General features: G+C 72.7%; 16 protein-coding genes and 1 tRNA gene. 4 read left to right on the top strand and 13 right to left on the bottom strand.

From position 1 onward, the window contains the following. Positions 1-32: 32 nt before the first annotated feature. Genes OG2516_RS14525 through OG2516_RS14495 form a run of 7 tightly spaced genes read right to left on the bottom strand, consistent with a single transcriptional unit; the run spans position 33 to position 6,612 of the window. On the bottom strand, positions 33-1,013 hold the full coding sequence (locus OG2516_RS14525) for a glycosyltransferase family 2 protein (protein ID WP_007256463.1): 981 nt from the start codon (positions 1,011-1,013) through the stop codon (positions 33-35). Further along, on the bottom strand, positions 1,010-1,561 hold the full coding sequence (locus OG2516_RS20470) for an SAM-dependent methyltransferase (protein WP_007256462.1): 552 nt from the start codon (positions 1,559-1,561) through the stop codon (positions 1,010-1,012). The genes OG2516_RS14525 and OG2516_RS20470 overlap by 4 nt, the downstream gene beginning before the upstream one ends. Beyond that, on the bottom strand, positions 1,558-2,277 hold the full coding sequence (locus OG2516_RS14515) for a PIG-L deacetylase family protein (RefSeq protein ID WP_007256461.1): 720 nt from the start codon (positions 2,275-2,277) through the stop codon (positions 1,558-1,560). Before OG2516_RS14515 ends, OG2516_RS20470 begins: the two co-directional genes overlap by 4 nt. After that, positions 2,274-3,287 (bottom strand): acyl-CoA/acyl-ACP dehydrogenase, encoded by a 1,014-nt coding sequence (locus tag OG2516_RS14510; RefSeq protein ID WP_007256460.1) that lies wholly within the window; start codon positions 3,285-3,287, stop codon positions 2,274-2,276. The genes OG2516_RS14515 and OG2516_RS14510 overlap by 4 nt, the downstream gene beginning before the upstream one ends. Continuing rightward, complete coding sequence (locus tag OG2516_RS14505) at positions 3,284-4,315, bottom strand: glycosyltransferase (RefSeq protein WP_007256459.1); 1,032 nt, start codon at positions 4,313-4,315, stop codon at positions 3,284-3,286. The genes OG2516_RS14510 and OG2516_RS14505 overlap by 4 nt, the downstream gene beginning before the upstream one ends. Continuing rightward, complete coding sequence (locus tag OG2516_RS20570) at positions 4,312-5,271, bottom strand: glycosyltransferase family 2 protein (RefSeq protein ID WP_007256458.1); 960 nt, start codon at positions 5,269-5,271, stop codon at positions 4,312-4,314. The genes OG2516_RS14505 and OG2516_RS20570 overlap by 4 nt, the downstream gene beginning before the upstream one ends. 18 nt (positions 5,272-5,289) lie before the next feature. Continuing rightward, on the bottom strand, positions 5,290-6,612 hold the full coding sequence (locus tag OG2516_RS14495) for a glycosyltransferase family 2 protein (protein WP_192808385.1): 1,323 nt from the start codon (positions 6,610-6,612) through the stop codon (positions 5,290-5,292). Between the two features lie 226 nt (positions 6,613-6,838). Between OG2516_RS14495 and OG2516_RS14490 the strand changes: the two genes are divergently transcribed. Continuing rightward, the gene (locus OG2516_RS14490; RefSeq protein WP_202795423.1) at positions 6,839-7,612 is read left to right on the top strand and encodes a Crp/Fnr family transcriptional regulator; all 774 of its coding nucleotides are present in this window, start codon (positions 6,839-6,841) and stop codon (positions 7,610-7,612) included. A gap of 30 nt (positions 7,613-7,642) precedes the next feature. Here the strand turns inward: OG2516_RS14490 and OG2516_RS14485 are convergent, their stop codons facing one another. From OG2516_RS14485 to OG2516_RS14475, 3 genes are all read right to left on the bottom strand, one after another. After that, positions 7,643-8,152, bottom strand: coding sequence for a MarR family winged helix-turn-helix transcriptional regulator (locus OG2516_RS14485; protein ID WP_007256455.1), 510 nt, complete (start codon positions 8,150-8,152; stop codon positions 7,643-7,645). Between the two features lie 69 nt (positions 8,153-8,221). Continuing rightward, complete coding sequence (locus OG2516_RS14480; RefSeq protein ID WP_007256454.1) at positions 8,222-9,643, bottom strand: mannose-1-phosphate guanylyltransferase/mannose-6-phosphate isomerase; 1,422 nt, start codon at positions 9,641-9,643, stop codon at positions 8,222-8,224. A gap of 75 nt (positions 9,644-9,718) precedes the next feature. Beyond that, a tRNA-Gly gene (locus OG2516_RS14475) sits at positions 9,719-9,792 on the bottom strand. A gap of 101 nt (positions 9,793-9,893) precedes the next feature. Here OG2516_RS14475 and OG2516_RS14470 point away from each other — a divergent pair. The 3 genes from OG2516_RS14470 (at position 9,894) to OG2516_RS19105 (ending at position 15,010) form a co-directional block, all read left to right on the top strand. Further along, positions 9,894-11,321: a class I adenylate-forming enzyme family protein gene (locus OG2516_RS14470; protein ID WP_007256453.1), complete on the top strand. Its 1,428-nt coding sequence runs from the start codon at positions 9,894-9,896 to the stop codon at positions 11,319-11,321. A 124-nt stretch (positions 11,322-11,445) separates the two neighbouring features. Beyond that, positions 11,446-14,388, top strand: coding sequence for an autotransporter family protein (locus OG2516_RS14465; RefSeq protein WP_156799385.1), 2,943 nt, complete (start codon positions 11,446-11,448; stop codon positions 14,386-14,388). A gap of 109 nt (positions 14,389-14,497) precedes the next feature. Continuing rightward, positions 14,498-15,010, top strand: coding sequence for a class I SAM-dependent methyltransferase (locus OG2516_RS19105; protein ID WP_007256451.1), 513 nt, complete (start codon positions 14,498-14,500; stop codon positions 15,008-15,010). 48 nt (positions 15,011-15,058) lie between these two features. On the opposite strand, the gene OG2516_RS19100 is transcribed toward OG2516_RS19105, so the two are convergent. From OG2516_RS19100 to truA, 3 genes are all read right to left on the bottom strand, one after another. After that, entirely contained in the window at positions 15,059-20,887 is a 5,829-nt protein-coding gene (locus tag OG2516_RS19100) for a translocation/assembly module TamB domain-containing protein (protein ID WP_007256450.1), read from the bottom strand. After that, a complete protein-coding gene (locus tag OG2516_RS14445) occupies positions 20,884-22,680 on the bottom strand; it encodes an autotransporter assembly complex protein TamA (RefSeq protein WP_245544325.1) in 1,797 nt (598 codons plus the stop codon). The genes OG2516_RS19100 and OG2516_RS14445 overlap by 4 nt, the downstream gene beginning before the upstream one ends. 118 nt (positions 22,681-22,798) lie before the next feature. Then, positions 22,799-23,572: a tRNA pseudouridine(38-40) synthase TruA gene (gene truA, locus OG2516_RS14440; protein WP_007256448.1), complete on the bottom strand. Its 774-nt coding sequence runs from the start codon at positions 23,570-23,572 to the stop codon at positions 22,799-22,801. Between the last annotated feature and the right edge of the window lie 279 nt (positions 23,573-23,851).

Here is a 23,851-nt window from a genome sequence, read left to right as displayed (position 1 = left end):
CCGGAGCGGGCCGGGAGAATGCTGAAGGCTGACTACCGCATCGCGCGGGAAGAGGGAACCTGCGCCTCCGGCGCCGCGGCGAGCCAGCGGCGGCGGCTCTCGGGATCGGGCAGCGCGCGCAGGGCGGCGACGCAGGCGGCGAGGGCAGGCAGGCCCTCGTGCGCGGCGGCCCGCGCGAGGCTGCCGCCGGGGGGCGCGTCGGCGGGAGGCCAGGTGCGGTCGCCCGCGAGGTGGCGCTCGATCATCGCCGACAGCGGGCGCAGCACGGAATCCACCGGCGCGGCCTCGGTGGCGATGCGGTGGCGCAGCGCCTCGGCCATGCCGCCCGGTGCCCGGCCGGCGAGGCGGCAGGAGGCGCGCACGACGACGTCGTCGGCGTGGCGCACCCGCCGCCCGGCGAGGCGCAGCCGGCGCACGAGGTCGCGGTCCTCCCCGGTGGGGCGATGCGCGAAGCCGCCGATGGCGCGGTAGGCCTCGGCGGTGACGCCGAGGTTGCACCCGGCGCACTGGCCGTGGTGCGGGTGGGGATTGAGCGGGTCGGGCGCGAGCAGGGCCTCGAACTCGAGCGTCAGCGTGATCCATTGGTGCTCGATCGCGCCGCGCTCGAAGAACTCCGGCGGCAGCAGCGCCGCCTCCTCCTCGATCAGCGCCACCTTGCCGCAGACCCCGTCCACCCGCGCCAGCCACGCCTCCGCGCGCGCCACCCAATCGGGCGCGGCAAGGCAGTCGGCGTCGCTGGTGAGCAGCCGCTCCGCGCCCGCGGCCAGCGCGATCTCCGCGCCGTACGCGCGCGCGGTGCCGACGCCGCCGGGGCTGGCGGGGATCTCGGAGACGGTGAGCGGCAGGCCGAGCTCGCCCGCCGTGCGGCGGGCGACGGCGACGGTGTCGTCGGTCGTGCCGTTGACGACGAGGATCGTCTCGGGCGGCCCGGCGGTCTGAGCGGCGAGGGCGGCGAGGCAGGCCCCGATGCGCTCGGCCTCGTCGCGGGCGGGGAGGATGACGACGGTACTCACGGCAGCCTCCGGTCGATGCGAAAGTCCGGCCCCGGGCGCAGGCAGGCGAGCGGCCGCGTCAGCGCCGCGTCGAAGGCGGCGAGGGCTTCGGGGCCTTGCAGCGGGTTGCCGCTGTCGCCGAGCCAGTTGACGCAGACCAGTTCGGCCCCGCCCCAGCGCCGGTCGATCTGCTCGGCGAGGTCGGCGAGGCCGGGGCGGTCGAGGAAGTACAGGATCTCGCTCATCAGGATCAGGTCGTAGTCGCCGTCGGGAAGCTCCGCCGGGAGCATCTGACGGTGAAACCTCCCTTCCGGCACCGCCACCCGCGCGCTCGCGAGCGCGCGCTCGACGGCGTCGACGCCGGTGTAGGCGCCGGCCCGTGGGGCGATGCGCCGGGCCAGCGCGCCGTTGCCGCAGCCGACCTCCAGCACCGAACCGTAGCGCGGCCGGGCGAGCGCGGCGGCGACGGCGTCGAAGCGGGCCTGTTCGTAGGGCGAGGTGGCGAATTTCCACGGGTCGTCCGTGGCGCTGTAGAGGCGAGCGAGGTGGTCGGGGGTGACGGCGTTCATGGATCGGCAGGCTCGAAGTAGAGCTCCTCCCCGGTCGCGAACATCTCGACGAAGCGGTCGTCGAGCACGAAGCCTTCCGGATCGTCTGTCACGACTTGCCCGAGCTGGCTGCGATGGGCGGCGATGGCGCGGCGCTTGGCGGGCTCGGCCGGGCCGGGGGCGAGACGCAGCTCGGCGCGGTGGGGCAGGTGGGTGCGGAAGCCGGGATCGTCCCAGCGCGACCAGACCGGGTAGTGCAGCAGCTCGACGCCGCCCAGCCGCGCGGCGCGGCGGGCGATGTCGGCGGCGGCCTTGTGGTCGGCGTGGTGATCGGTCGGCGCGGGCGCGAAGAGCCGGGCGGCGCCGGTGATGGCGCAGCAATCGGCGATGCGCTCGGCGAGGACGTCGTAGCGGTCGGTGAGCTGCCACATGCCGCCGTCGGGCTGGCCGAGCCAGGTGACGTCGGATGCGCCGCCGCCGAGGCAGCCAACGGCCTCGGTCAGCTCCGCCCGCCGGATTTCCGCCAGGCGCTGCCGAGGCCAGGCCCGGGAGCCGGGGTGCGAATTGCCACCGTCGGTGAGGCAGATGACGTGCGCGCCCTCGGCGGCGAACGCCCCGGCGAGCAGCGCGCCGCAGCCGAGCGACTCGTCGTCGGGGTGCGGCGCGAACACGACGACGGGCGCGTTGCCGGTCAGGTCGGCGACGCAGACGCGGCGGGCGGTGACGGTCTCGCTCATGATGCGAGCCAGTTCGAGAACGGCGCGTCGCCCGCGAACAGGCGGCGGGCGGCGCGCTGCAGGAAGGCGTCGCGCGCGGCCTGGCGCATGTAGCAGGCGAGGTCGCGCGCGGTCTGCCCGACGGGGCTGTCGGCGGCGAACATCGCCAGTCCGACGCTCTGCTCGGCGGCGGCGATGGCGGCCTGGCCGATCTCCTCGGTGAGCAGCCGGGCCGCGATGGCGCGGGCGACGGCGGCCTCGGGCTCGACACCCGGCGCGGCCACGGCCTCGGCGGTCTCGCGGACCATCTCCCCCGCCGCGAGGGCGCGGAACAGCACCGGCGCGAGGCGGGCCATGTGGGCCTCCGCCTCGAGCTGGCCGCGCGCGGCGAGCATGTCGCGGACCTGCCCGAGCAGTCCGAGCGCCCCGCCGAGCTGCACCGCCGCGATCCGCCAGACCCCGCCGACGAAGTGCGGCTCCTGCCCGTAGGCGCCGGGCGGGCCGATCAGCGCCGCCTCCGGGGCGGGCAGGCCGGCGCAGTCGAAGTCGCCGCTGAGCGTGTCCTGCATCCCGGCCATGTCCCACGTCTCGGGCCGCTGCCGGCCGGGGTCGGTCGCGTCGACCAGCACCAGCCGCTGCGCCGCGCCGCTGCCGGCGGTGACGAGCGCGCGCGCCACGATGCCGAGCCCGGAAGCAAAGCGCTTGCCGCCCGACAGGCGGCCGTCGAGCAGCGCGACCGGCTCGGCCCCGTCGGCGCCCCAGACGCCGAACAGCCGGCCCCGCGCCGCCTCGGCGCGGGCGCTTGTGATCTGCTCCGGCGTGCCGTGGACGGCGATGAGGGCGAGGGCGTTGGCGTGGCCCTCGACGAGGCGGGCGAGCGAGAGGTCGTCCTCGGCGACGCGGATCAGCCGGGCGGCCAGCGCGGTGGGAGTCTCGTCGCGCGGGGTGAGCGCGCCCCGGGCGTGGAGCGCGGCGATCGCTCCGGCGAGGCGCGGCGCGGCGGCGGGGGCATGGGCGCGGGCGAGGCTCATTCGGCGGCCATCGCGAGCGGCGCCGCGCGGACCGGCGCGAGCGTCTTGCGCCACGCCTCGAGCACCGCGCTCATGCGGAAGGCGGGGCGCATCGTCACCGCCGGCGGCGCGGCGCGCCAGTCGGCGAGCCGGGCGGCGAGGGCGTTGTCGTCGGTGGTGTCGAACACCTGCTCGGCGCTCGACACGACCTCCTCGTTGGCCCCGAGGCCGTGGTGGGCGATGACCGGCGTGCCGGTCGCGTTGGCCTCGGCGAGCACGAGGCCAAAGGTCTCGGCGAAATGCGTCTGCGGGTAGAACAGGCACAGGCTGCGCCGCATCCGCAGCAGCACCTCCTCGCGCGGCAGCGCTCCGAGCACCTCCACCCCCTCGGGCGGCTCCGGCACCTCCCAACGCATGTAGCCGGGATCGGCGACCCAGAGCTTCAGCGTCGGGATCCGCGCGCGCATCCGGGCGAAGCGCTCGTAGACCTGCCCCAGCCCCTTGTGCGGCGCGGACGCGAACAGCAGCTGGTCGCGGTCGCGCGGGGTGGCGTCGGGGCGCAGGTCGTCCTCGACGGGATTGTGCACGTGGCAGAGCCGCGGCAGGCCGGGCTGGTGCGAGAGCAGCGCGCGGCGCAGCATCTCCTCGTGGCTCGCCGACACGCACACCACCTCGATCCGCGCCGCCTTGAGGCGGGGGCCGATGTCGCGGTTGTGCTTTCCGGGCAGGACGTGGAGCCAGATCAGGATCCGCGCCGACGGGTTCAGCTTGCGCAGCCGCAGCGCGACCTTCCACGAGTTGATGACCACGATCACCGGCTCGCTGCGGGCCACGTCGAGCGCCTCGGCGAGCGGCGCGAGTCCGAGCAGGCCGTTGCGCAGCGGCGCGGCGCGGCCGGCCTGGGCGAGGGTGACGGGGCGCTCGGCGGCGAGCCGGGTGAGCACCTTCAGCACGGTCGCCTCGGTGCCGCCGATGCCGCCCCTCGCGAGGGCGGCGGTGTCGTAGGGCGCGGGGCAGCCGGGATCGACGACGAGGAGCGGCGCGCTCATTGGGCCGCGAGCCCCAGGCCGCCGTCGCCCTGCGCGGCGATGATCGCGGCGACGCGCGCGGCGGTGGCGTCGCTCATCAGCGCGGGCGACACGGCGAGGTGCTCGGGGTTCCAGACCTCGGCCACCTCGAGGTCGGCCAACTCGATGGGCACCGGCTCGACCGATCCGCCCGCGCGCCAGTTCTCCGCCTGCGCCCAGACCACCGCGCGGTCGCGCTTGCGCCGCTCGCTGTCGTAGTCGGACTCCGTCGACTGGGTGAGGGAGTCGGCCGTCTCGATCTTGGTGAGCAGGATCTCGGGCAGCACCCAGACGATCTCGCCGCCGAACAGGATGCGGTTGCGGATCTCGCGGTCTTCCTCGACGCAGTCCGAGAAGCCGCCGAGGCGCTGGAACAGCGAGACGTGGAACAGTCCCGAGTTGATGTGGGTCCACTCGCCGGGGACGCGCGAGCCCATCTGCAGGTTGGGGAAGATGTCGTCGACGATCGACAGGTCGCGCCGGATCTCGACGCGGCGGCCGTCGGGCAGGACCAGCTCGTGGTGCGTCAGCACGAGGCCGACCTGCAGCGTCGAGTTCGGCTCGTGGCCGGCCATCTTCCAGTTGAGGCAGGGGTGCGCGCCGATCTCGGGCTGCGCGAGGGTGCGCGCCTGCAGCAGCACCTTGTCGGGGTGCGGGCGGTCGTCGCTGTCGTGGAAGGTCCAGGCGTCGGGGGCGGTGAGGGCGAGGCCGACGTTCTTGGCCTGCGCGGTGCCGACGTTGCGGGCGAGGCGGATGTAGAGGAAGTCGGGCCGCTCGGCGAACCGGGCGAGCGCGGCGCGGGTGTCGTCGGTCGAGCCATCGTCGACCACGACCACCGTCTTGCGCGGGTGGGACTGGGCGAGAGCGGCGTCGACGGCGGCGCCGATCAGGTGCGCGCGGTTGTAGGTGGGAATGACGATGGCGACATGTGGGTCCACGGGCTTAATCCTCTCGGTTCAATGCGGCTGGCAGGCGGACAGGGCGCGCGACAGGAGCAGCGCGGCGGGCAGGAGCGACATCAGGCAAGCCAGCCCGGCGATCGCCCACGGCCCGGCGGCGAGCGCATTGGGCAGGGCGAGCAGGCCGGCGGCGAACAGCGCGAGATGATCGAGCGGCAGGGTGGCGGCGGCGCGGGCGGCCTTGGGCGTGACGGCGAAGGGCAGGCGGCCGGAGCCGAGGGCGTCGACGGTCCCGCGCGCAGCGGCGGGCAGCAGGGCGAGGCGGGCGACGAGCGCCGCCAGCACGGTGCCCGCCCGCTCGCGGCGGCCGACGAGGGCGAGCCGCAGCCCGGCGCGCAGCAGGCCCGCGAGCAGGCACAGCGCCGCCAGCGTCACCACCGCGCCGCGCTCGCCGGCGAGCAGCGCGCCGACCAGCACCCCGGCCGGCAGCAGCGCCGCGCTCTGCCACGCCGAAAGCTGCGCCAGGACGTGCCAGCCGCGCAGACCGCCGAAGCGGCGGCGGGCGAACTGGCCCAGCACGCGCGCGTTGCCGTAGCTCCAGCGGTGGCGCTGGCTTTCGCAGCTCGCGAGGTCGAGCGGCAGCGCGCCGCGCCCGACGCTGGCCGGCACGAAGCGCCCGGCGAAGCCTTGTCGGCAGAGCTTGAGGCCCAGCTCGGCATCCTCGGTCACGCTCATCGCGCGCCAGCCCCCCACCGCCGCGAGCGCGGGGATGGCGACCACCGTCAGCGTCCCCGTCGGCAGCGCCGCGCCGGAGCGGTTGGCGGCGCGGGCGTAGGTGGCAAAGTAGTCGCCGAGCTCCAGCTCGAAGCCCGCCGTCGCGGGCGCGCCGCGATAGGCCTGCGGGAATTGCAGCCAGTCGTCGCCGGCCTCGAGTTCGGCGGCGGTGCGCGACAGGAAGTCAGGCGCGACGACATAGTCGCAATCCACCGTCACCACGTGCGTCGCGCGCGCGTCGGCGGCGGCGAGCGCGATGTCGAGCGCCCCGGCCTTCGCGCCCTTCACGCCCTCGCGGTGCAGGAACGTCGCGCCGAGCTCGGCGCAGCACGCCTCCACCGGCCGCCAGAGCGCCGGGTCGGCGGTGTTGTTGTCCATGACGATGATCTCGTGGCGCTCGCGTGGCCAATCCTGCGCGGCGAGCGCCCGCAGGGTCTCGCACACCACCTCGGGGGGCTCGTTGTGGGTGGCGACATGGACGGAGAAGAAGGGCTCGTGCCCCGGCCGCCCGGCCGGCGGGGCGCTCGGCAGGCGCAGCATCGTGGCGAACTGGAGCAGGGCAAGGCCGGCCTCGAGAGCGAGGCACAGGATCATCAGCGGGAGCATGAGGACGGGGTCGAGGAAAGCCAGGGCGACCGAAATGCCGAAAATTGGCCGTGACAGGCGCATGTAGTCTTTCTCTCTGAAGATGCCGAGGGTAGGCTGGAACGGCGTGTCGTATTGATGGGTAACGGCGCCCGATCCTGCCGCGTTCCGGTGCGGGTCGCTAAATTTTGTCAGCGGAGGCGAGACGGCTTCCGAAGCTGCCCGGAAGGCGAGCGAACCTTTGTCGATGATGAAGCCCCCGAACTTCGGCCGCGAGCACAAGGTCGGCCTGCTACGGCAACTCACCGACGCCGACTGGACCAGCCTCTCGGCGCTGCACTCCGAGATCCGTCAGATCCCCGCGCGCACCCGCGTCATCGACGCGGGCGTCGCCCTGCACGAGAGCCTGCTGCTGTTCGACGGGCTGATGGTGCGCCACATGTCCGACCGGCGCGGCCGGCGGCAGATGGTGGCGGTGCAGGTGCCGGGCGACTTCGTCGATCTCCACTCGCTGCCGCTGGGCCATCTCGACCATTCCGTCACCACGCTGACGGAGGTGCGCGTGGCGGTGTTTCCGCACGATCGGCTGCGGGCCGGGTTGCCCGAGAATGCCGGGCTCAGCCTTCGGCTCTGGCGGCTGACGCTGATCGACGCGGCGATCCACCGGCGCTGGACCTTCCGCCTCGGGCGGCTGCGGGCGCTCGCCGGGATGGCCGACTTCTTCTGCGAGATGGACTACCGCATGCGCAATTGCGGTCACGGGACGGACGACGGCTTCCACCTGCCGCTGACCCAATCCGATCTCGCCGAGGTTTGCGGCCTGTCGCCGATCCACGTGAACCGGGTGCTGCGCGACCTGCGCGAGGCGGGGCTGTGCACCTTCGCCGACGGCCGGGTGCTGATCCACGACCGCGAGGAGCTGTGCCGGCTCGGCGAGTTCGACCCGAGCTACCTCTACTTCGAGGACGACCTGAAGCCCGGCTTCGAGGAGGCCCCGGCGCAGCAGCTCGCCGAGCGCTGACGGCCGGGCCGGGCGGGCAGGGCAGGCGGCTCAGCCGCCGTCTTCGCGCGCGATATTGGCCAGCATCCGCGCCATGATCCGCTGGAAGTGCGCGAGGTCGTCCTCGCCGATGCCCGCCACCAGCGCCGCCTCGCGCTTGATGGCGAGATCGAGCACCTTGTCGTGCAGTGCCTGCCCGGCCTCGCTCAGCCGCCAGAACTTGCGCCGCGGGTCGGTGGGGGCGGGCTCGCCGGCGAGGTAGCCGCGGCTCTCGAGGAACGCCAGCGACCGGCTCACCGCGCCCTTGTCGAGGTTGACCAACTCGCAGATCCGCACCGCCGGGCAGCCCGGCTCGACGGCGACGGTGGTGATGACCCTCACGTCGATGATGCCGATGCCGAGCTCGCGCAGGAACACGTTGGAGCCGCCCCGGGTGATCGCGTTGGTCACCGTCACCAGCCAGAACGGCGCGTAGCGCTCGAGGTCGAGCACCCGGCGGCCGTCGACCTCCTTGATGGGCGGCTGGCGGCCGGAGCCGCCCGGGGAGCTGTCGTGCTGCACTGTCACCTCGCTCGGCCGATTGGTGACGTTCAGACTAACCCCTTGATGCCGCTGACGTCTACCGAAGCCTCAGCTCCGGGCGTACACATCTTCGTAGCGGATGATGTCGTCCTCGCCGAGGTAGGAGCCGGTCTGCACCTCGATCAGCACCATCGGCACCTTGCCCGGGTTCTCCATCCGGTGCGTCGCGCCGAGCGGGATGTAGACGGACTCGTTCTCCGTCACGAGCTTGACCTCCTCGCCGACCGTCACCTTCGCGGTGCCCTCGACGACGATCCAGTGCTCGGAGCGGTGATGGTGCGATTGCAGCGACAACGCCGCGCCGGGATGGACGACGATGCGCTTGACCTGGAAGCGGCCGCCGATGACGAGGCTCTCGAACCAGCCCCAGGGCCGGTGGTCGCGCGGGAACTGGACCGCCTGCTTGGCGCCCTTCGCCTTCAGCGCGCTCACCGCCGCCTTGACCCGCTGCGCCTCGTCCTTCTTCGCCACGAGCACCGCGTCGGAGGTGGCGATGGCGACGATCCCCTCGAGGCCGATCCCGACGACCTCGACCTGGTCGGTCTCCGAGCGCAGCAGGGTATCGCTGCAGTCGATGGCGGTGGCGTGCTCGGAGCAGACGTTGCCCTGCGCGTCGGGGCCGGATTGCTGCCAGACCGCGTCCCAGCCGCCGACGTCGGACCACGGGCCGGCGTAGCGCTTCACTGCGAGGTTGTCGGCCTTCTCCATGATCGCGTAGTCGACCGAGATGTCGGGCGCGCGGCTCCACGGCTCGGCGGCGAGGCGGGTGAAGCCGAGATCGCGCTCGGCCCCGGCGAGCGCCTCGGACACGGCCGCGACGATGTCGGGCGCGTGGGTGCGGAACGCCTCGGCGGCGGCGCGGGCCGACATCAGGAAGATGCCCGCGTTCCACAGGAAGTTGCCTGCCGCGAGCATCTCCTCGGCGCGCGCCCGCTCGGGCTTCTCGACGAAGCGGGCGAGGGGCTGCGGCGCCTCGGCCCGCGCGTCCGCCCCGGCGGCGAGTTCGAGGTAGCCGTAGCCCGTCTCGGGCCGGTCGGGCGCGATGCCGAAGGTGACGAGATCGCCCGCCGCGGCGCGCGGCGCGGCGGCGTGAATCGCGGCGCGGAAGCCCTCGGCGTCGGGAATGACGTGATCGGACGGCGCGACGAGCATCAGCGCCTCCGGGTCCTGCCCGGCCAGCCACAAGGCCGCCGCGCAGATCGCGGGCGCGGTGTTGCGCCCCTCGGGCTCGATCAGGATCGCCTGCGGGGCCTGCTCGATCTGCGCCAGCTGTTCCGTCACGATGAAGCGGAACGGCTCGGCCGTCAGGATGACGGGCGCGGCGAAGCCCTCGCCGGAGAGGCGGCGGGCGGAGGCCTGGAACAGGCTCTCCTCGCCCATGAGGCGGGAGAATTGCTTGGGAAACGACTTGCGCGAGAGCGGCCACAACCGGGTTCCGGAGCCGCCGCAGAGCAAGATGGGATGGATCATCGAAAACACTCCTGACACCGCTCCCGTATCTCAAGACCGTGATCGGGGGACAAGGGCGAAGGCGTCGGGAGGAGCTGGAGCGGGCAGCGGGAATCGAACCCGCACCAAGAGCTTGGAAGGCTCGTGTGATACCATTTCACCATGCCCGCGCTCGAAGCGTGGCTAGTCGATGGCCGGGCCGCGGTCAAGGCGTCGACGCGGCGGCAGGCAGCCGGTATTGGGCAGGAGTGTGTATTCTGGAGACCCGCCCATGCTGTCCGATGTGATCCCCTTCTACGGGAAGCTGACCCCCGAGGCGCTGGCCCTCGAGATGCCGCAGGGCTCGATCACCTTCGCGCGCTTCGACGCCGACATCCGCCGCATGGCCGCGGCGCTCGCGGCGGAGGGGATCACCGCGGGGCAGGTGGTGCTGGTGAGCGACACGCGGCCCTACATCCACCTGCTGTGCCTGATGGCGCTGCTGCGGATGGGCTGCGCGTCGATCTCGGAGGAGCGGCTGTCGCGCACGGCGGCGCTGGTGCGGCCCGACTGGCTGCTGGCGGAGAAGCCGCCGGAGGAGAGCGGCGGGGCGCGAGTGATCCTGCACGACGCCGCGCGGCTCGAGCAGGTGCTGTCGTCGGAGCCGACGGCGGATGCGCCCGCCGAGCTGCCCGGCGACGCGCTGGTGCGGCTCGACATGACCTCGGGCTCGACCGGCACGCCCAAGATCGTGCCGCTGACGCTCGACGCATTGATGGCGCGCCTGCAGCACAACGGGCCGCAGCAACACGCGCCGGCGCGCATGCTCTCGACCCTGGGGCTCGACGTGACGGGATCGTTCATCGCGATGCTGAACACCTGGCAGCTCGGCTGCCCGGTCCTGTTCGCAGGCGGAATGCCGCCCGGGCAGGCGGTGCACGATTTGAAGCCGACCGTCGCGATCATGGCGCCGATACAGGCTTACTTCCTTCTGATGACATGGAAGCAGGAGTGGTCGAGGCCGGAGGCCTTCCGGCTCGGGGTGATCGGCGGCGCGTTGCCGCGCAAGCTTCGGGACGGGCTGATGGCGCGGATCACCGACGACATCCGCCTCAGCTACGCCTCCACCGAGACCTGGCGGATCTGTCACGGCGACGTCCGCCAGCTGCCCGACCTCCCCGGCGCCGCCGGCATCCCGCTGCCCGGCGCGCGGCTCGAAATCGTCGACGATGCGGACCGCCCCGTCGCCGCCGGCGAAATCGGCAACGTCCGGGTGAGGAGCCCGCAGATGATCGACACTTACTGGACCCCGGACGGCGAGGTGCGAAACCCGCTCTTTCGCGACGGATGGTACTATATCGGCGACCTCGGACACCTCACCGACGACGGCATCTTCGTCCACGCCGGGCGCGTCGACGACGTGCTCAACATCGGCGGCGAGAAGATTGCGGCGTTCGAGGTGGAGGAGCAACTCGCGACCCTCCAGGGCGTGCGCGAGGCCGGGGCCTTCATCCTGCCCGACGCCGACGAGGTGCCGCGCCTGCACGCCGGCGTGGTGGCCGAGCGGGAGGCGGACGAGCTGGCGCGGGAGTACCGGGCGGGCTTCCGGCGCGACATCACGGTCACAGTGCTGAAGGGCCTGCCCCGGACCCGCACGGGCAAGCTCGAGCGCGGGGCGCTGACCGAGACGGTGGCGGCTTTGCGGCGAGAGCAGGGGTGAGCGCCGCTTCCAAGGCCGATTGCGTTGCTCGCAAACCGCTTTGCGTGGAAATCGTGCTTATTGGGGCTAGGCGGAGCGCCCTCGTGCTGTAGAAGCTATCATCGAGGTCGTCTGCGATCCGCGGATGCTGCCGCATCAACAGAAGGTATTTCGCGTAGCCATGTCTTTCAGGCCCGTCCCGCGCCGCAAGTCGCTGCTCTCCGCCCTCGCCGCATCGACAACGCTGGCGTTCCCCCTTGCTGCAAATGCAGTGCCTGGAACCGATTCGTATACCTGGACGGATCCTCCTGGCTTCGATAACAACTGGCTCGACGCCGCGAGCTGGAGCGGCCCGGGCGGGTTCCCCAACAGTGCGACCGCAGAGGCCATTTTCACCGGCGACAATTCGACATTAACAACCTTCACGAGCGAGAGCGGCGCGACCACGGTCCAGGTCAACCGTGTGGTGCTCTCGGACTACGTTCACACCTTGCAGGGCAACAGCGGCGACCGTCTCCTGTTTGCCGGAACGCTGCCGACCATCCACGTCGAAACGGACAGCGAACTCTTCCTCATCGGCCCTGACACGTTCTATGCCGTTGACGGCACCCTGAACAAGACGGGCGACGGGACCGTAGAGCTACAAACTGTCTTGTCCGGCGCTGTCCTGGTTTCCGACGGAACGCTCGACCTCGGCAAAGGCGCCGGAGTCACCGGCAACGTCGACCTCGAGAGCGACGGCCGCGTGGTGGTGCAAGCCCCCTCGCAATCCGGCGCGCCTGCTGACTCGGCCATCTCGATCGGCTCCCTTTCGGGAGTGGGCGAGGTCACCCTGAATGGCAACCTCCTGACCAACGGAGACAATACGAGCACCATCTTCTCCGGCACCATCACCGGGGGACCTGGCTCGCTCATCAAGATCGGCACCGGAACGCTGACGCTGTCCGGCGATGCCTCCGGCTTCGCTGGTGGGTTTAGCGTCAACGAGGGAACGCTGGCCATCGGCAGCGACAACGCTCTCGGCGAGAACACGGTCGGCCTCAGCGGAAGCGCGGCCCTGGAGCTTCTCGACGGCGTCACCATCGACAACGGAACCGCCGTCGGCACCGGCACCCAGCTCGTCGTCACGAGCGGGACCGCGCGGCACGAGGGCGAAATCTTCAGCGCAGTGGCCGTGATCGATGTGCCGCTCGAGGGCCCTGCCACCACGCAACTGATCAGCGAGGAGCCTCCGTCGCAGCGGATCAGCAAGGCCGGCGACGGCGAGCTGATCCTGACGGGAACGCTGACGAACGTCGACCTCGATGTCTCCGAGGGCCGGCTGATCTTCAATGGCATGACAGAAGGGCTCATCAACGTCGAATCCGGCGCGCTTCTCGGCGGTGAAGGCGAGATCGGCAGCCTCGTGATCGGCTCCGGCGCGGCGCTCGCGCCCGGGAACTCCATCGGCACCGTGACTGTCCTGGGCGACACCACCTTCGCCGCCGGCTCCACCTACCTGGTCGAGGTGGCCGCCGACGGACGCTCCGACCGCACCGATGTCGGTGGCACCGCGGCCGTCGACGGCACCGTGACGCCCATCAGCGTCGATCCGGCGGCCGACTATTCCGCCACCACCCGCTACACCATCGTCACCGCGGTGGGTGGCGTGACCGGCGAATTCGACGCCGTCGTGGAGGATGCGGCGCTCGTGGAGTACGAACTCGTGCAGGACGACAACAACGTCTACCTCGTGCGCAGCGTCATCACCGAAGAGGAAGAGCCCGAGGAGCCGGAGGACGGCGAAGAGGAGGAACCCGGTGATCCGGAACCCCCGACCGAGCCGGATGACGGCGATGAGGAAGAGCCCGGCGCGCCGGACGACGGCGATGAGGAAGAGCCCGGCGCGCCGCCGCCCGTGCCGGAAGACGGCGAGGACGTGCCCGGCGACGACGGCGAGGAGCCGCTGCCGAACTTCGCGCTGCCCGCCAGCGGCGCCAACGCCGAGGGGCTCGCGCTCGTGCTCAGCGAGTTCGACTTCTCCGGCGACGACGTGGTCATCCTCAACAGCCTGCTCGGGCTCAACGAGGCCGATCTCAACCGGGCCTACCGCCAGCTGGGCGGCCAGATCCACGCCGAGGTGGGCCGGGCCTCCGCCGAGCTGTCGCAGCACTTCAACGCGACCATGATGAACGCCGCCGGCAGCGTGACCGGCGCAAGCGCGGGCACGGCGATCGGCAGCCTGCCGGCCTCGCTGACCTGGGCCGAGATCTACGGCAGCGACCTCGACGTGGACGGCGACGGCAACGCCTCGGGCTTCTCGCGCGGCACGTTCGGCGTCGCCAGCGGCACCGAGGCGCAGCTCGATCTGTTCGGCCAGGCCTCCACCGTCGGCGTCGCGCTCGGCTACAGCGAGGCGCATGTCGCGCTCACCGACGTGGCGGAGACGGCGGACATCGAGTCGTTCCATCTCGGCGTCTATACCGAGAGCGGCGCGGCTCCGATGGAGCCGGGCCTCGCGGTGTCCACCGCGCTGTCCTTCGGCCGGCACGCCATCGAGACCGAGCGTCACATCGTCTTCGGCAGCGTCGACCGTACCGCCACCGACGCCTATGACGCGCGCAGCGTGAACGTGGCGATGGAGACGAGCTACAACGTCGCCGTCGACAACCCCTACGGCATCCTGATGGTCTCGCCCTTCGCCGGCCTGCAATATTCGAGGGTCGACGTGGACGACGTGGACGAGAGTGGCGCAGGCTCGCTCAACCTCTCGGGTTCCGACAACGGCGCGGACTGGGCGACGATGTCGCTCGGCGTCGCTGTGGCGGGCGAGCTGGCGCTCGGCGGCGCGGGGCTCAAGACGGTGTCGACGCTGGCCTACGAGCGGGTGCTCGGCGACGAGGTCGGCTCGGCGACGCTGTCGCTCGACGGCAGCCCGGCCTCGTTCGAGGTGCAGGGCGTCGACCAGTCGCGCGACCGCATCCGCACCGGCACGCGGGCGACCTACTCCTTCGGCAACGGCGCCGACATGAGCGTCGCGCTCGACGGCATCTTCGGCGAGGACCGCGAGGAGCTGAACGTGAGCACGAGCTTCACCTTCACCTTCTGAGGCCGTCGCACCCGCAGATCAGCGCCCCCGCAGGAAACTGCGGGGGCGCTTGCCGTTCACGCGATGTTTCACTTGGCCAAGGCGGCGGCGCGCCCTGTAGGCTGGGTGCATGGCCTTCGATTACGACAAGCTCTACGGCGAGAGCCCCGACGCCCTCGGTGCACCGAGCCCGGTCTTCGTCGACTTCTTCGACCGCTTCGAGCGGCGGGGGGCACGGGTTCTGGATGTCGGCTGCGGGCAGGGGCGCGACGCTCTGTTCATCGCCCGACGCGGGCACAGCGTCGTCGGGGTCGATATCGCGCCCAACGGCATCCGCGATCTGCTGGCGGCGGCGCAGGCGGAGGCGCTGCCGGTCGTGGGCGATGTCGCCGATCTGGCGGACTACGCGCCGGAGGGGCTGTTCGACGTCGTCCTGATCGACCGGACCCTGCACATGATGCCGCCGCCGGCGCGCCACGCGGTGCTGGCGCGGCTGCTCGACCATGTCGATGCGGGGGGCTGGCTGCTGATCGCGGACGAGCGCTCGAACATGGCCGGCTTGCGGGCCGTCATCGCCGGCCACGCCGCCGGCTGGACTGCGCACCTTTCGCGCGGCGGCACCCTGTTCCTGCAGCGTGGCTGACCGGCCCGCAGCTCGGGCCCGACGGTGCAGAACCGTCGGGCCGGGGCGTCAGTAGTCGCGCTCGAAGAAGATGCCGAGCGAGGTCTCGCCGTCGCTGCCGACGGAGCCCTTGGCGGTGATGTCGTCGGTCAGGTCGAGGTTGAGGTCGATCTGCGTCTCGCCCTCGGCGTTGACCGTGACGTCGGTGTAGACGTTCTCGCTGAGATAGGCGCCGGCGCGGACGGCGGCGGTGCCTTCCTCGTCGGTGGTGACGTCGAAATCGTCGAGACCGAGCCCGTCGCGCAGGCCGCCGATGATCCCGCCGCCGCCGCGCCCGGCGAGGGTGCCGACGGCGGAGGCGAGCTGGATCGCCTGCAGCGGCGTGATCGAAGCCAGGTCGCGGCCGAAGATCAGCCGCGCCAGCACCTCGTCCTGCGGCAGTTCGGGCGACGAGGCGAAGGTGACGTCGGGCTCCGTCGCCGGCCCCTCGACGATGATGCGCACGTCGGTGCCGTCGCGGGTCTCCGTCTCGGCCACGAGGCGCAGGTAGGGGACGAAATCGCCCTGGAGCTGCGCGTAGCCCTCGGTCAGGTCGAAGCGCTGCTGCAGGATGTCGAGCCGCCCGCGCAGCAGGTCGAACCGGCCGATCGGGATGATGTCCTCGGTGGTGCCCTCGATCCTCAGCTGGCCGCCGAGCTCGGCGTCCAGCCCCCGGCCGCGCACGAAGATGCGCGCGGGGGCGCGGATCAGCACGTCGAGCGGGTAGGCGGCCCCGCCCGCGCCGTCGCCATCGCCGCTCTCCCCGGCCTCGCCGCCGGACACCGACAGGCGCGCCCGCTCGAGCGTTCTGACGACATCCGCCGGCGGTGCGACGTGGCGCACCTCGGGAAGGTCGCCGAGTGCCCCGACCGACGAGGAGGGCACGCGGATCTCGGTGCGGCCGAGGTCGAACGTCCCCGCGATCAGCGCGCCGCCCGCCAGCGGGCCGGTGACGGTGATGCGCCCGTCGGCCGTCGTCTCGTAGAGCTCCGGGTCGCGCAGCACGATGCCATCGAGGACCAGCGCGAGCTCCGCCGGATAGGGCGCGGCGAGCGCGACGGGGCCGGTGAGGGTCAGGCCGCCGCCGTCGTCCAGCCGCGCGGCGAGGTCGAGCCGGGCGCTGGTGCCGTCCAGCGCGACGGTGCCGTTGATGTTCTCCAGGGCCCGCGTCAGGCTCGGCACCGCGAGGCGGGCGTCGACGACGCGCACCGTCCCCGAGACGGAGCCAAGCGCGGGCGGGGCGTCGATGCGCAGGTCGAACTGCCCCACCCCCGAGACGCGGCGCGGGTCGATGTAGGCGTTGGCGAGGCCCAGCGGCACCGAGCCGGTCACCGTCAGGCCGAGGTCGAGGCTCTCGGTCACCTGTCCGTCGATGGCGGCGCTGACGCCGCCGGGGCCGGTGATGTCGGCATCGACGGTCCACGCGCCGCCGCCACTGCGGCTGGCGGTGCCCGTGGCGGTCACGGGACCGGAGAAGTCGGGCGCGAAGATGCCGATGTCGGCGAGCCGGGCATCGAAGCTGGCGGTGCCCGAGCCGTCCTCGCCGGTGAGCCTGCCGGAGGCCGAGAGGTTGGGGAAGTCCACGCGCGCGCTCTCCACCCGCAGCTGTCCGGGCCGGTCGCGCGAGACCTGCGCGCTCACGGTGCCGGGACCGCGCAGCAGCTGGTCGATCTCCGGGTTGCCGATGCCGAGGTCGGTCGTGGCGGCGTCGAGCGCGAGATCGAAGCTGCCCTCGATCGGGTCGAGGCTGCCGGAGGCGTCGAGCCGTACCGAGCCCGAGACGGGCTGGCCCACGAGCGTCCGGTAGGGCGCCAGCGAGCCGACGGTCGCGGCTAGGGTGCCGGTGACGCGGTAATTCTCCTCGGGCGGCGCGACGGTCGCGTCGAGGTCGGCCGAGAGCGACGGCGCGGTCGCGGTCAGGTCGACGGTGACGGTGCCGCCCGCGCCCTGGCTGGCGGTGCCGGTCAGGGTCGCGGGGCCGGAGACGCCGGCGAGCACGGTGCCGGTCTCGTTGAGCCGGGCGTCGATGCGCGCGGTGCGGCGCTCGTCGGTGATCGTCGCCTCGCCCGACGCGGTGATCTGCCCGGTGGTCAGCTCGAAGGCGTCGACCTGGATGCCGCCGGCGTCGCGGGCGGCGTCGAGGGTGAGGCGTCCGGTGCCCGCGATCAGCGGGTCGAGCTGGGCGATGCCGACGGCGAGGTCCTGGGTCGCCGCGGTCAGCTCCACGTCGAAGAAGCGGCGCAGCGGCGAGACCGAGCCCGACGCGTCGAGCACCACGGCCCCCGCGAGCGGCCGCCCGGCGAGCGGCGCGAACGGCGCGAGCGAGGCGATGTCGGCGGAGACGGTGCCGGTGGCGCGGTAGCCCTGCGAGGGCTCGACGAGCGCGTCGATGCTGGCCCGTGCGGCGGGGGCGGTGGCGGTCATGTCGACGCGGATGTCGCCGGCGGCGTCCTGCTCGGCGGTGCCGGTGAGCGTCGCCGGCCCAGAGAGCCCGTCGAGCACCACGGCCACGTCGCGCAGCCGCGCGTCGATGCGCGCCGAGCGGCCCGCCTCGCCGACGCTGCCCTCGCCCTCGGCGACCAGCTCGTCCGTCTCCAGCTCGAAGCGGGCGACGTCGATGCCGTCGGCGTCGCGCGCGGCGTCGAGCACGATCCGGCCGTCGCCCGCGATCAGCGGGTCGAGCTGCTCGATGCCGACGACGAGGTTGCGGCTGCGCCCCGAGAGCGCGATGTCGAAGAACTGCGTCTGAGGCGCGACGGTGCCCGACACGTCCAGCGTCACCGCCCCCGCCAGCTCGCGGCCCGCGAGCGACGAGAAGGCGGCGAGCGAGGCGATGTCGGCCTCGAGCGTGCCGGTGGTGACGTAGCCTTCCTCGGGCGGCGCGACGGTGGCGTCGAGCTTGACGACGGCGGCCGGGGCGCTCGCGACGAGGTCGAGCGCGACGTTGCCCGCGCCGTCCTGCTCGGCGGTGCCGCGCAGGGTGGCCGGGCCGGAGAGGCCGTCGAGCACCAGCGCCACGTCGCGCAGCTCGGCGTCGATGCGCGCGCTGCGGACGTCGTCGCCGAACATCGCCTCGCCCGAGGCGGTGATCTCGGCGGTGGTCAGCTCGAACGCGTCCACGTCGATGCCCTCGGCGCTGCGGGTGGCATCGATGACGAGCCGCCCGGAGCCGCCGATGAGCGGATCGAGCCGCGGGATGCCGACGGCGAGGTCCTCGGTGGCGGCACTCAGCTCGATGTCGAAGAACTGGCTCTCCGGCTCCACGCTGCCGGTGACGCGCAGCTCGGCGGCGCCCGCGATGTCGCGCCCGATCAGCGGCGCGAAGGGCGCGAGCGAGGCGACGTCGGCGGTGACGGTGCCGGTGGTGACGTAGCCGCCCTCGGGCGGGCCGACGACGGCGTCGACGGTGAGCGAGGTCTCGGGCGCGGTGGCGGTGAGGTCGAGGGCGACGTTGCCCTCGCCGTCCTGCTCGGCGCGGCCCTCGACGGTGGCGGGGCCGGAGACGTCGTCGAGCACCAGCCCGACATCGCGGATCTCGGCCGTCAGGTCGGCGGTGCGCTGGCCCGGCCCCCAGACCGCCTCGGCCTCGGCGGTGACCTCGTCGGTGGTCAGCCGGAACGCGTCGACGACCAGCCCGGCCTCGTCGCGCGCGACGGAGGCGAACAGGGTGCCCTGGCCGGCGAGCAGCGGGTCGAGCCGCTCGATGTCGAGCGCGAGGTCGTCGGTGACGGCGGAGACGTCGAAGTCGAAGAACCGCTGCTCGGGCCGCAACCGGCCCGTCACGTCGAGCCGCGCCGCACCGGCGAGGTCGCGCCCGACGAGTTCGGAGAACGGGGCGAGATCCTGCACCTCGCCCTTCAGCGCCAGCTCGGTGGCGTAGCCGTCGGCGGGCGAGGCGGCGGTGCCGACGAACTCCAGCTCGGCGGCCGGCGTGGTGAGGGCGAGGTCGAAGGTGGTGACCTCGGCGGCGTCGCGGTTGAGCGTGCCGGTCAGGTTGCCGGGGCCGACGAGGTCGTCGGACAAGATTGACATGTCGGCGATGTCGGCGTCGAGCCGGACGCTGGCGACGGTGCTGGTGATCGTGGCCGAGCCGGTGACATCGAGCGCGTCGGTGGCGATCTCGAGCCGCTCGACACGGGTGCCGGTCTCGTCGCGCGTCGCCTCGAGCAGCACGGTGCCCTCGCCGGCGAGCAGCGGGTCGACGACGTCGTTGCCGAGCGCGAGGCCGGTGGTGACGGCGGAGAGGTCGATGTCGAAGCCGCCGCCGAGCGGCAGGACGGTGCCCGAGACCTCGAGCTGCCCGGTGCCGGTGAGGTCCGTGCCGGTGAGGCGCGAGAAGCGGGCGAAGTCGTCCACCTCGGCGCTCGCGGCGAAGTCGGTCTCGAAGGCCGACTGGGTGCGCACGGTGGCGTCGGCGACGAGCGACAGGCCGTCGCCGTCGATGGTGAAGCGCTCCAGCCGCACCGGCGCGTTCTCGTCGAGCGTCAGGTCGGCGGCGCCGGTGATGTCGGTGCCGAGCGCCTGCGCCAGCGCGGGATCGGCGATCTCCATGCCGGTGGTGGAATAGGTGAGGGAGACCGTCGCCTCGCCGAGCGCGTTCTCGCTGGTCTTGGCGATGGTGCCCTCGCCGAACAGCGACACAGCGGGCAGGCGCAGGCCGGGGCGCTGGTAGTTGTTCAGCAGCGCAAAGCCGCCCCATTCCTCGCCTTCGGCGGCATCGTAGGCGAGGTAGATCTGGCCGCCGTCCACGTAGGTGCGCGGGCCCGGCAAGGGCAGCAGCAGCCGCTCGCCGTCGCCCTCGAGGTTGCCCTCGAGCGCGAACCGCTCGGGCCAGCCATCGGCGCCGAGCTCGAGGCTGCCCTCGATCTGCACCGACTCGGCGCTGATCGCCAGCTCGGGCAGCGACAGCGAGCCGTCGGGGCGCAGCCGGCCGCTCGTCACGAGGCGCACGTCGGGGCCGAAGAAGTCGCGGTAGTCGGGCGCGAGCAGGCTGGTGACGTCGCCGCCGAAATCGACCGAGAAGACGCGGGTGGCGGGGGGCAGCTCGCCCTCCACCTCGGGCTCCGCCTCGCGCAGGGTGGCGAGCTCGAAGCTGCCGTCGAGCCGCTCCACGCCGTCGGTGGCGAGGCTCAGCTCGGCGTTGTAGTCGTCGATCGGGCCGGTGCCGTCGATCGTCAGCCGCACCGACGGCTCGCCGGGCAGGTCGAGCGCGGTCGCGGCGATGCCGCCGGGGCCCTCCTCGAGCAGCAGGTCGAGCACCAGCACGCGGCTTTCGTTCGAGAACGCGCCGGTGATGACGAAGCGGCCCTCGCCGCCGTCGATGCGCTCGGCGCGGATGTCGGCGGTGCCCTCCCCGTCGATCAGCGATGCCTGTCCGGCGACCTCCACGGCCACCGGCTCGCCGATGAATTCCTCGCCCAGCTCGATGCGGTCGATGGAGAAATCGTCGACCTCGATGGAGACGGGCAGGTCGGGCAGGCTGAAGGCGCTCGCCTCGGGCGGCGGCAGGTCGAGGTCCGGGTCGGGGACGGGCGGGCGCAGGATCGCGATGCGCCCGGCCGCCAGGGTCTCGACGTCGACCCGCCGGCGCAGCAGCGCCGAGCGGTTCCAGTCGAGCACCAGGTCCTCGGCCTCGAGCCAGACGCCGGCGACGTCGGCGATGGTCAGCGACTCGATCGTCGCGCGGCTGCTGAGCGCTCCGTCGAAGCCGCGGATGCGCACCTCGCGGCTGACGTCCGATAGCTGGTTCTGCAGCACCCGCGTGAGGTAGCCGACATCGTCCTCCCCGTCCTGCTGCTGCTGCGCCGCCGCCGGCAGGGCGAGGGCGACGAGGATGAAGAACGCGAGAAGATGTCTCAAAACGCCTGTCCGATTCCGATGTAGAGCTGTACGGCCTCGAAGGCGTCGTCGCCGCTGACCGGGGTCGCGACGTCGAGCCGGATCGGGCCGATGCCGGTGTCGTAGCGCACGCCGATGCCGGCGCCCGCGTGCGACGGGTCGTCGGCGGTGGGGTAGGGATCGTCGCCGACCTGCCCGTAATCGTAGAAGCCCACGGCCGAGATCCTGTCGCGCACCCGCACCCGGCCCTCGAGCTGCGCGCCGAGGAACGAGGTGCCGCCGATGGTCGCGTCGCCGACCTCGACCCCGAGCGACTGGAACGGCTGGCCGCGCACCGTGCCGCCGCCGCCCGAGTAGAACAGGAAGTCGGCCGGCGCGTCGGGGCCTTCAGGGCCGACGACGGAGCCGAGCTGCAGGCGCCCGGCGACGGTGAAGCGGTCGTCGGTGCCGAAGCTGCGGTAGGCGCGCGCGTCGGCGAACAGCCGCGCGCCGCTCTCGGCGCTGTCGAGGCCGATGAACGGCGTCAGCTCGGTGTCGATGTAGTAGCCAGACTTGGCATCGAGCGGGTCGTCGCGCCGGTCGAGCTCGGCGGTGACGGGCAGGGTGAGCAGCAGGTACTGGTTGGTGCCGAGATCGGTGCGCACCTCGGCGGCGCGGAAGCCGAGCGCGCCGGTGACGGTGAGGTCCTCGGTGACGATGCGCGACAGGCCGATGTCTCCCTCCGCGCCGGTCAGGTCGATCTCCGGGTCCTGCACCCGCTCGAGCCGCAGGTTGGCGAACAGCGCGGTGTCGGGGCCGAAGGTGGCGGGGCGGTCGAACGAGAGGTCGAGCTCGTAGTCGATCTCCTCGGTGTCGGTCGCGATGCCGTTGATCTCGCCCTCGATGCGGAAGCGCTCGGCGCCGCCGAGCAGGTTGCGGTGCAGCCAGAACCCCGACAGCGTCAGCCCCTCGACCGAGCTGACCTCGATCCCGAACCCGATCCGACGCGGCTCGTCCTCGACGATGGTCGCCTCGATGGGCAGCGTGTTGCCCGGCCCGATCGCGTCGGCCTCCTCGAGCGCCACCGCCGAGAACGCCCCGGTGCGGCGCAGCCGGGCGGTCGCGGTCTCGATCTCGTCGGGGTCGTAGCGGGTGCCGGTGGGCAGGCCGGCGATGGCGACGATGCGCTCGGTGCGCACCCGCTCGTTGCCGGTGACGATCAGGTTACCGAAGGTCAGCACCGGCCCCGGCGCGATTCCGACGTCGACGTCGAGCTGCTGGGCGGGGTGGCGGGCGGTGATGTCTTCGCTCGCCACCTCGGCCTTGGCGTTGCCCTGCTGGCGCCAGCCCTCGATGGCGGCGCCGACGGCGGTGCGCACGATCGTCGAGCGCGCCCGTTCGCCGGGGCGGAAGCCCTCGGGCAGCTCGGTTCCCGGCGCGAGCGGGGTGATCGCGGTGCGCCCGAAGGTGAAGCGGGGGCCGGGATCGACGAGGATGCGGATCCGCTCGATGCTGGCGGGCGCGCCGAGCGGCGCGATCGACGCCGCCTCGCGCCCGTCGATCAGGATCGAGACCGCGCCGCCGTAGTAGCCGTTGGCGTAGAGCGCGGTCAGCAGGCGGCGGTAGTCGGCACGCGCCGAGGCGACGAAATCCTGCGCGGTCGGCGTGTCCTCGTCATCGAGCGTGATCAGCAGCGAGGCGTCGCGCAGCTGGTCGTCGAGCTCTTCCGAGGCCGCCCCGGCATCGAGCGAGACCCGCACCGCGAGCGCCGGGCTCGCCAGCGCGCAGAGCGCCGCGGCCATCGCCGCACCCGTCAGGACCTTCCATTGCCGCACTCGATCGCCCCCCGGCCTGCCATGTCACCCGCCGGTCGCCGCGCCGGCTGTTGCCGGACAATAACGGAGGGCAGCAGGCGGAGAAAGCGGCTTGTGGCGGCAAAGGTGCCTTGGCAGGTCAGTCGGCGAAGGGATCTGACGGATATTTGACCGCGGCGAGGTAGAGCCCCTGCGGCGGCGCCACCGGCCCGCAGGCCTTCCGCTCGCGCGCCGCGAGCGCCTCGCCCACCCGCTCCGGCGGCCAGGCGCCGGCGCCGACGCGCTCGAGCGTGCCGACGAAGCTGCGGACCTGGTTGTGCAGGAACGAGCGGGCGCGGACGTGGAAGCGGTATTCGGGGTAGCCGTCGGGGCGGGTCACGGTCTCGACGGTAAGCTCGTCGAGCGTCTTCACGGGGCTGTCGGCCTGGCAGATCGACGAGCGGAAGGTGGTGAAATCGTGGTGCCCGACCAGCAGATCGGCCCCGGCCTGCATCGCGGCGGCGTCGAGCGGCTGGTTGACCTTCCAGACCTGCCCGCGCTCGAACGGCAACGGCGCCCGGCGCGCCACGAGGCGGAACAGGTAGCGCCGCTCGTTGGCCGAGAAGCGGGCGTGCCAGTCGTCGGCGACGCGGGCGCAGGCGACGATGGCGATGGGCGCGGGCTTGAGGTGGTAGTTCAGCGCCTCGGCGAGGCGGAACGGCTCCCACGCCTTGGCGAGATCGGCCTGCGCCACCTGCCCGAGCCCGTGCACCCCCGCATCCGTCCGCCCAGCCGCGGCGATGGTGTGCGGGCCCGGCTCGAGCCTGGCGAGCGCGGCCTCGATCGCGCCCTGCACCGTCGCCGGCCCGTCCTGGCGCTGCCAGCCCGCGTAGGGGCCGCCGTCGTATTCCACCTTGAGCGCGTAGCGGGGCATGGCGGGGCGGTAGCGGATGCGGCGGGGGCAGGCAAGCGGAGGCGGGCGTGCCCTGCTCGCGGCGGTGCGGAAGGCGGATGAGGCGGGAGGTGGATATTTGCAGGACAGAGGAGGGGGCGGCGCGCGCAGCTCCGGCGCTGTGCGAGGGTGGCAGCGGTCGGTGGAGGCGTGTCCTCTGGTTGTCGCGAGCGCAAGGCGTCCCGGGGGGAGGCGGCGGTCCCCTACACATCCGCGCCGGGCCGGCCTATCTTGCGGGCAGGCAAGAGAGAAAGGGCAGGG

Source organism: Oceanicola granulosus HTCC2516, assembly GCF_000153305.1.
Lineage (GTDB): Bacteria > Pseudomonadota > Alphaproteobacteria > Rhodobacterales > Rhodobacteraceae > Oceanicola > Oceanicola granulosus.
This window is presented reverse-complemented; position numbering and strand designations above follow the sequence as displayed.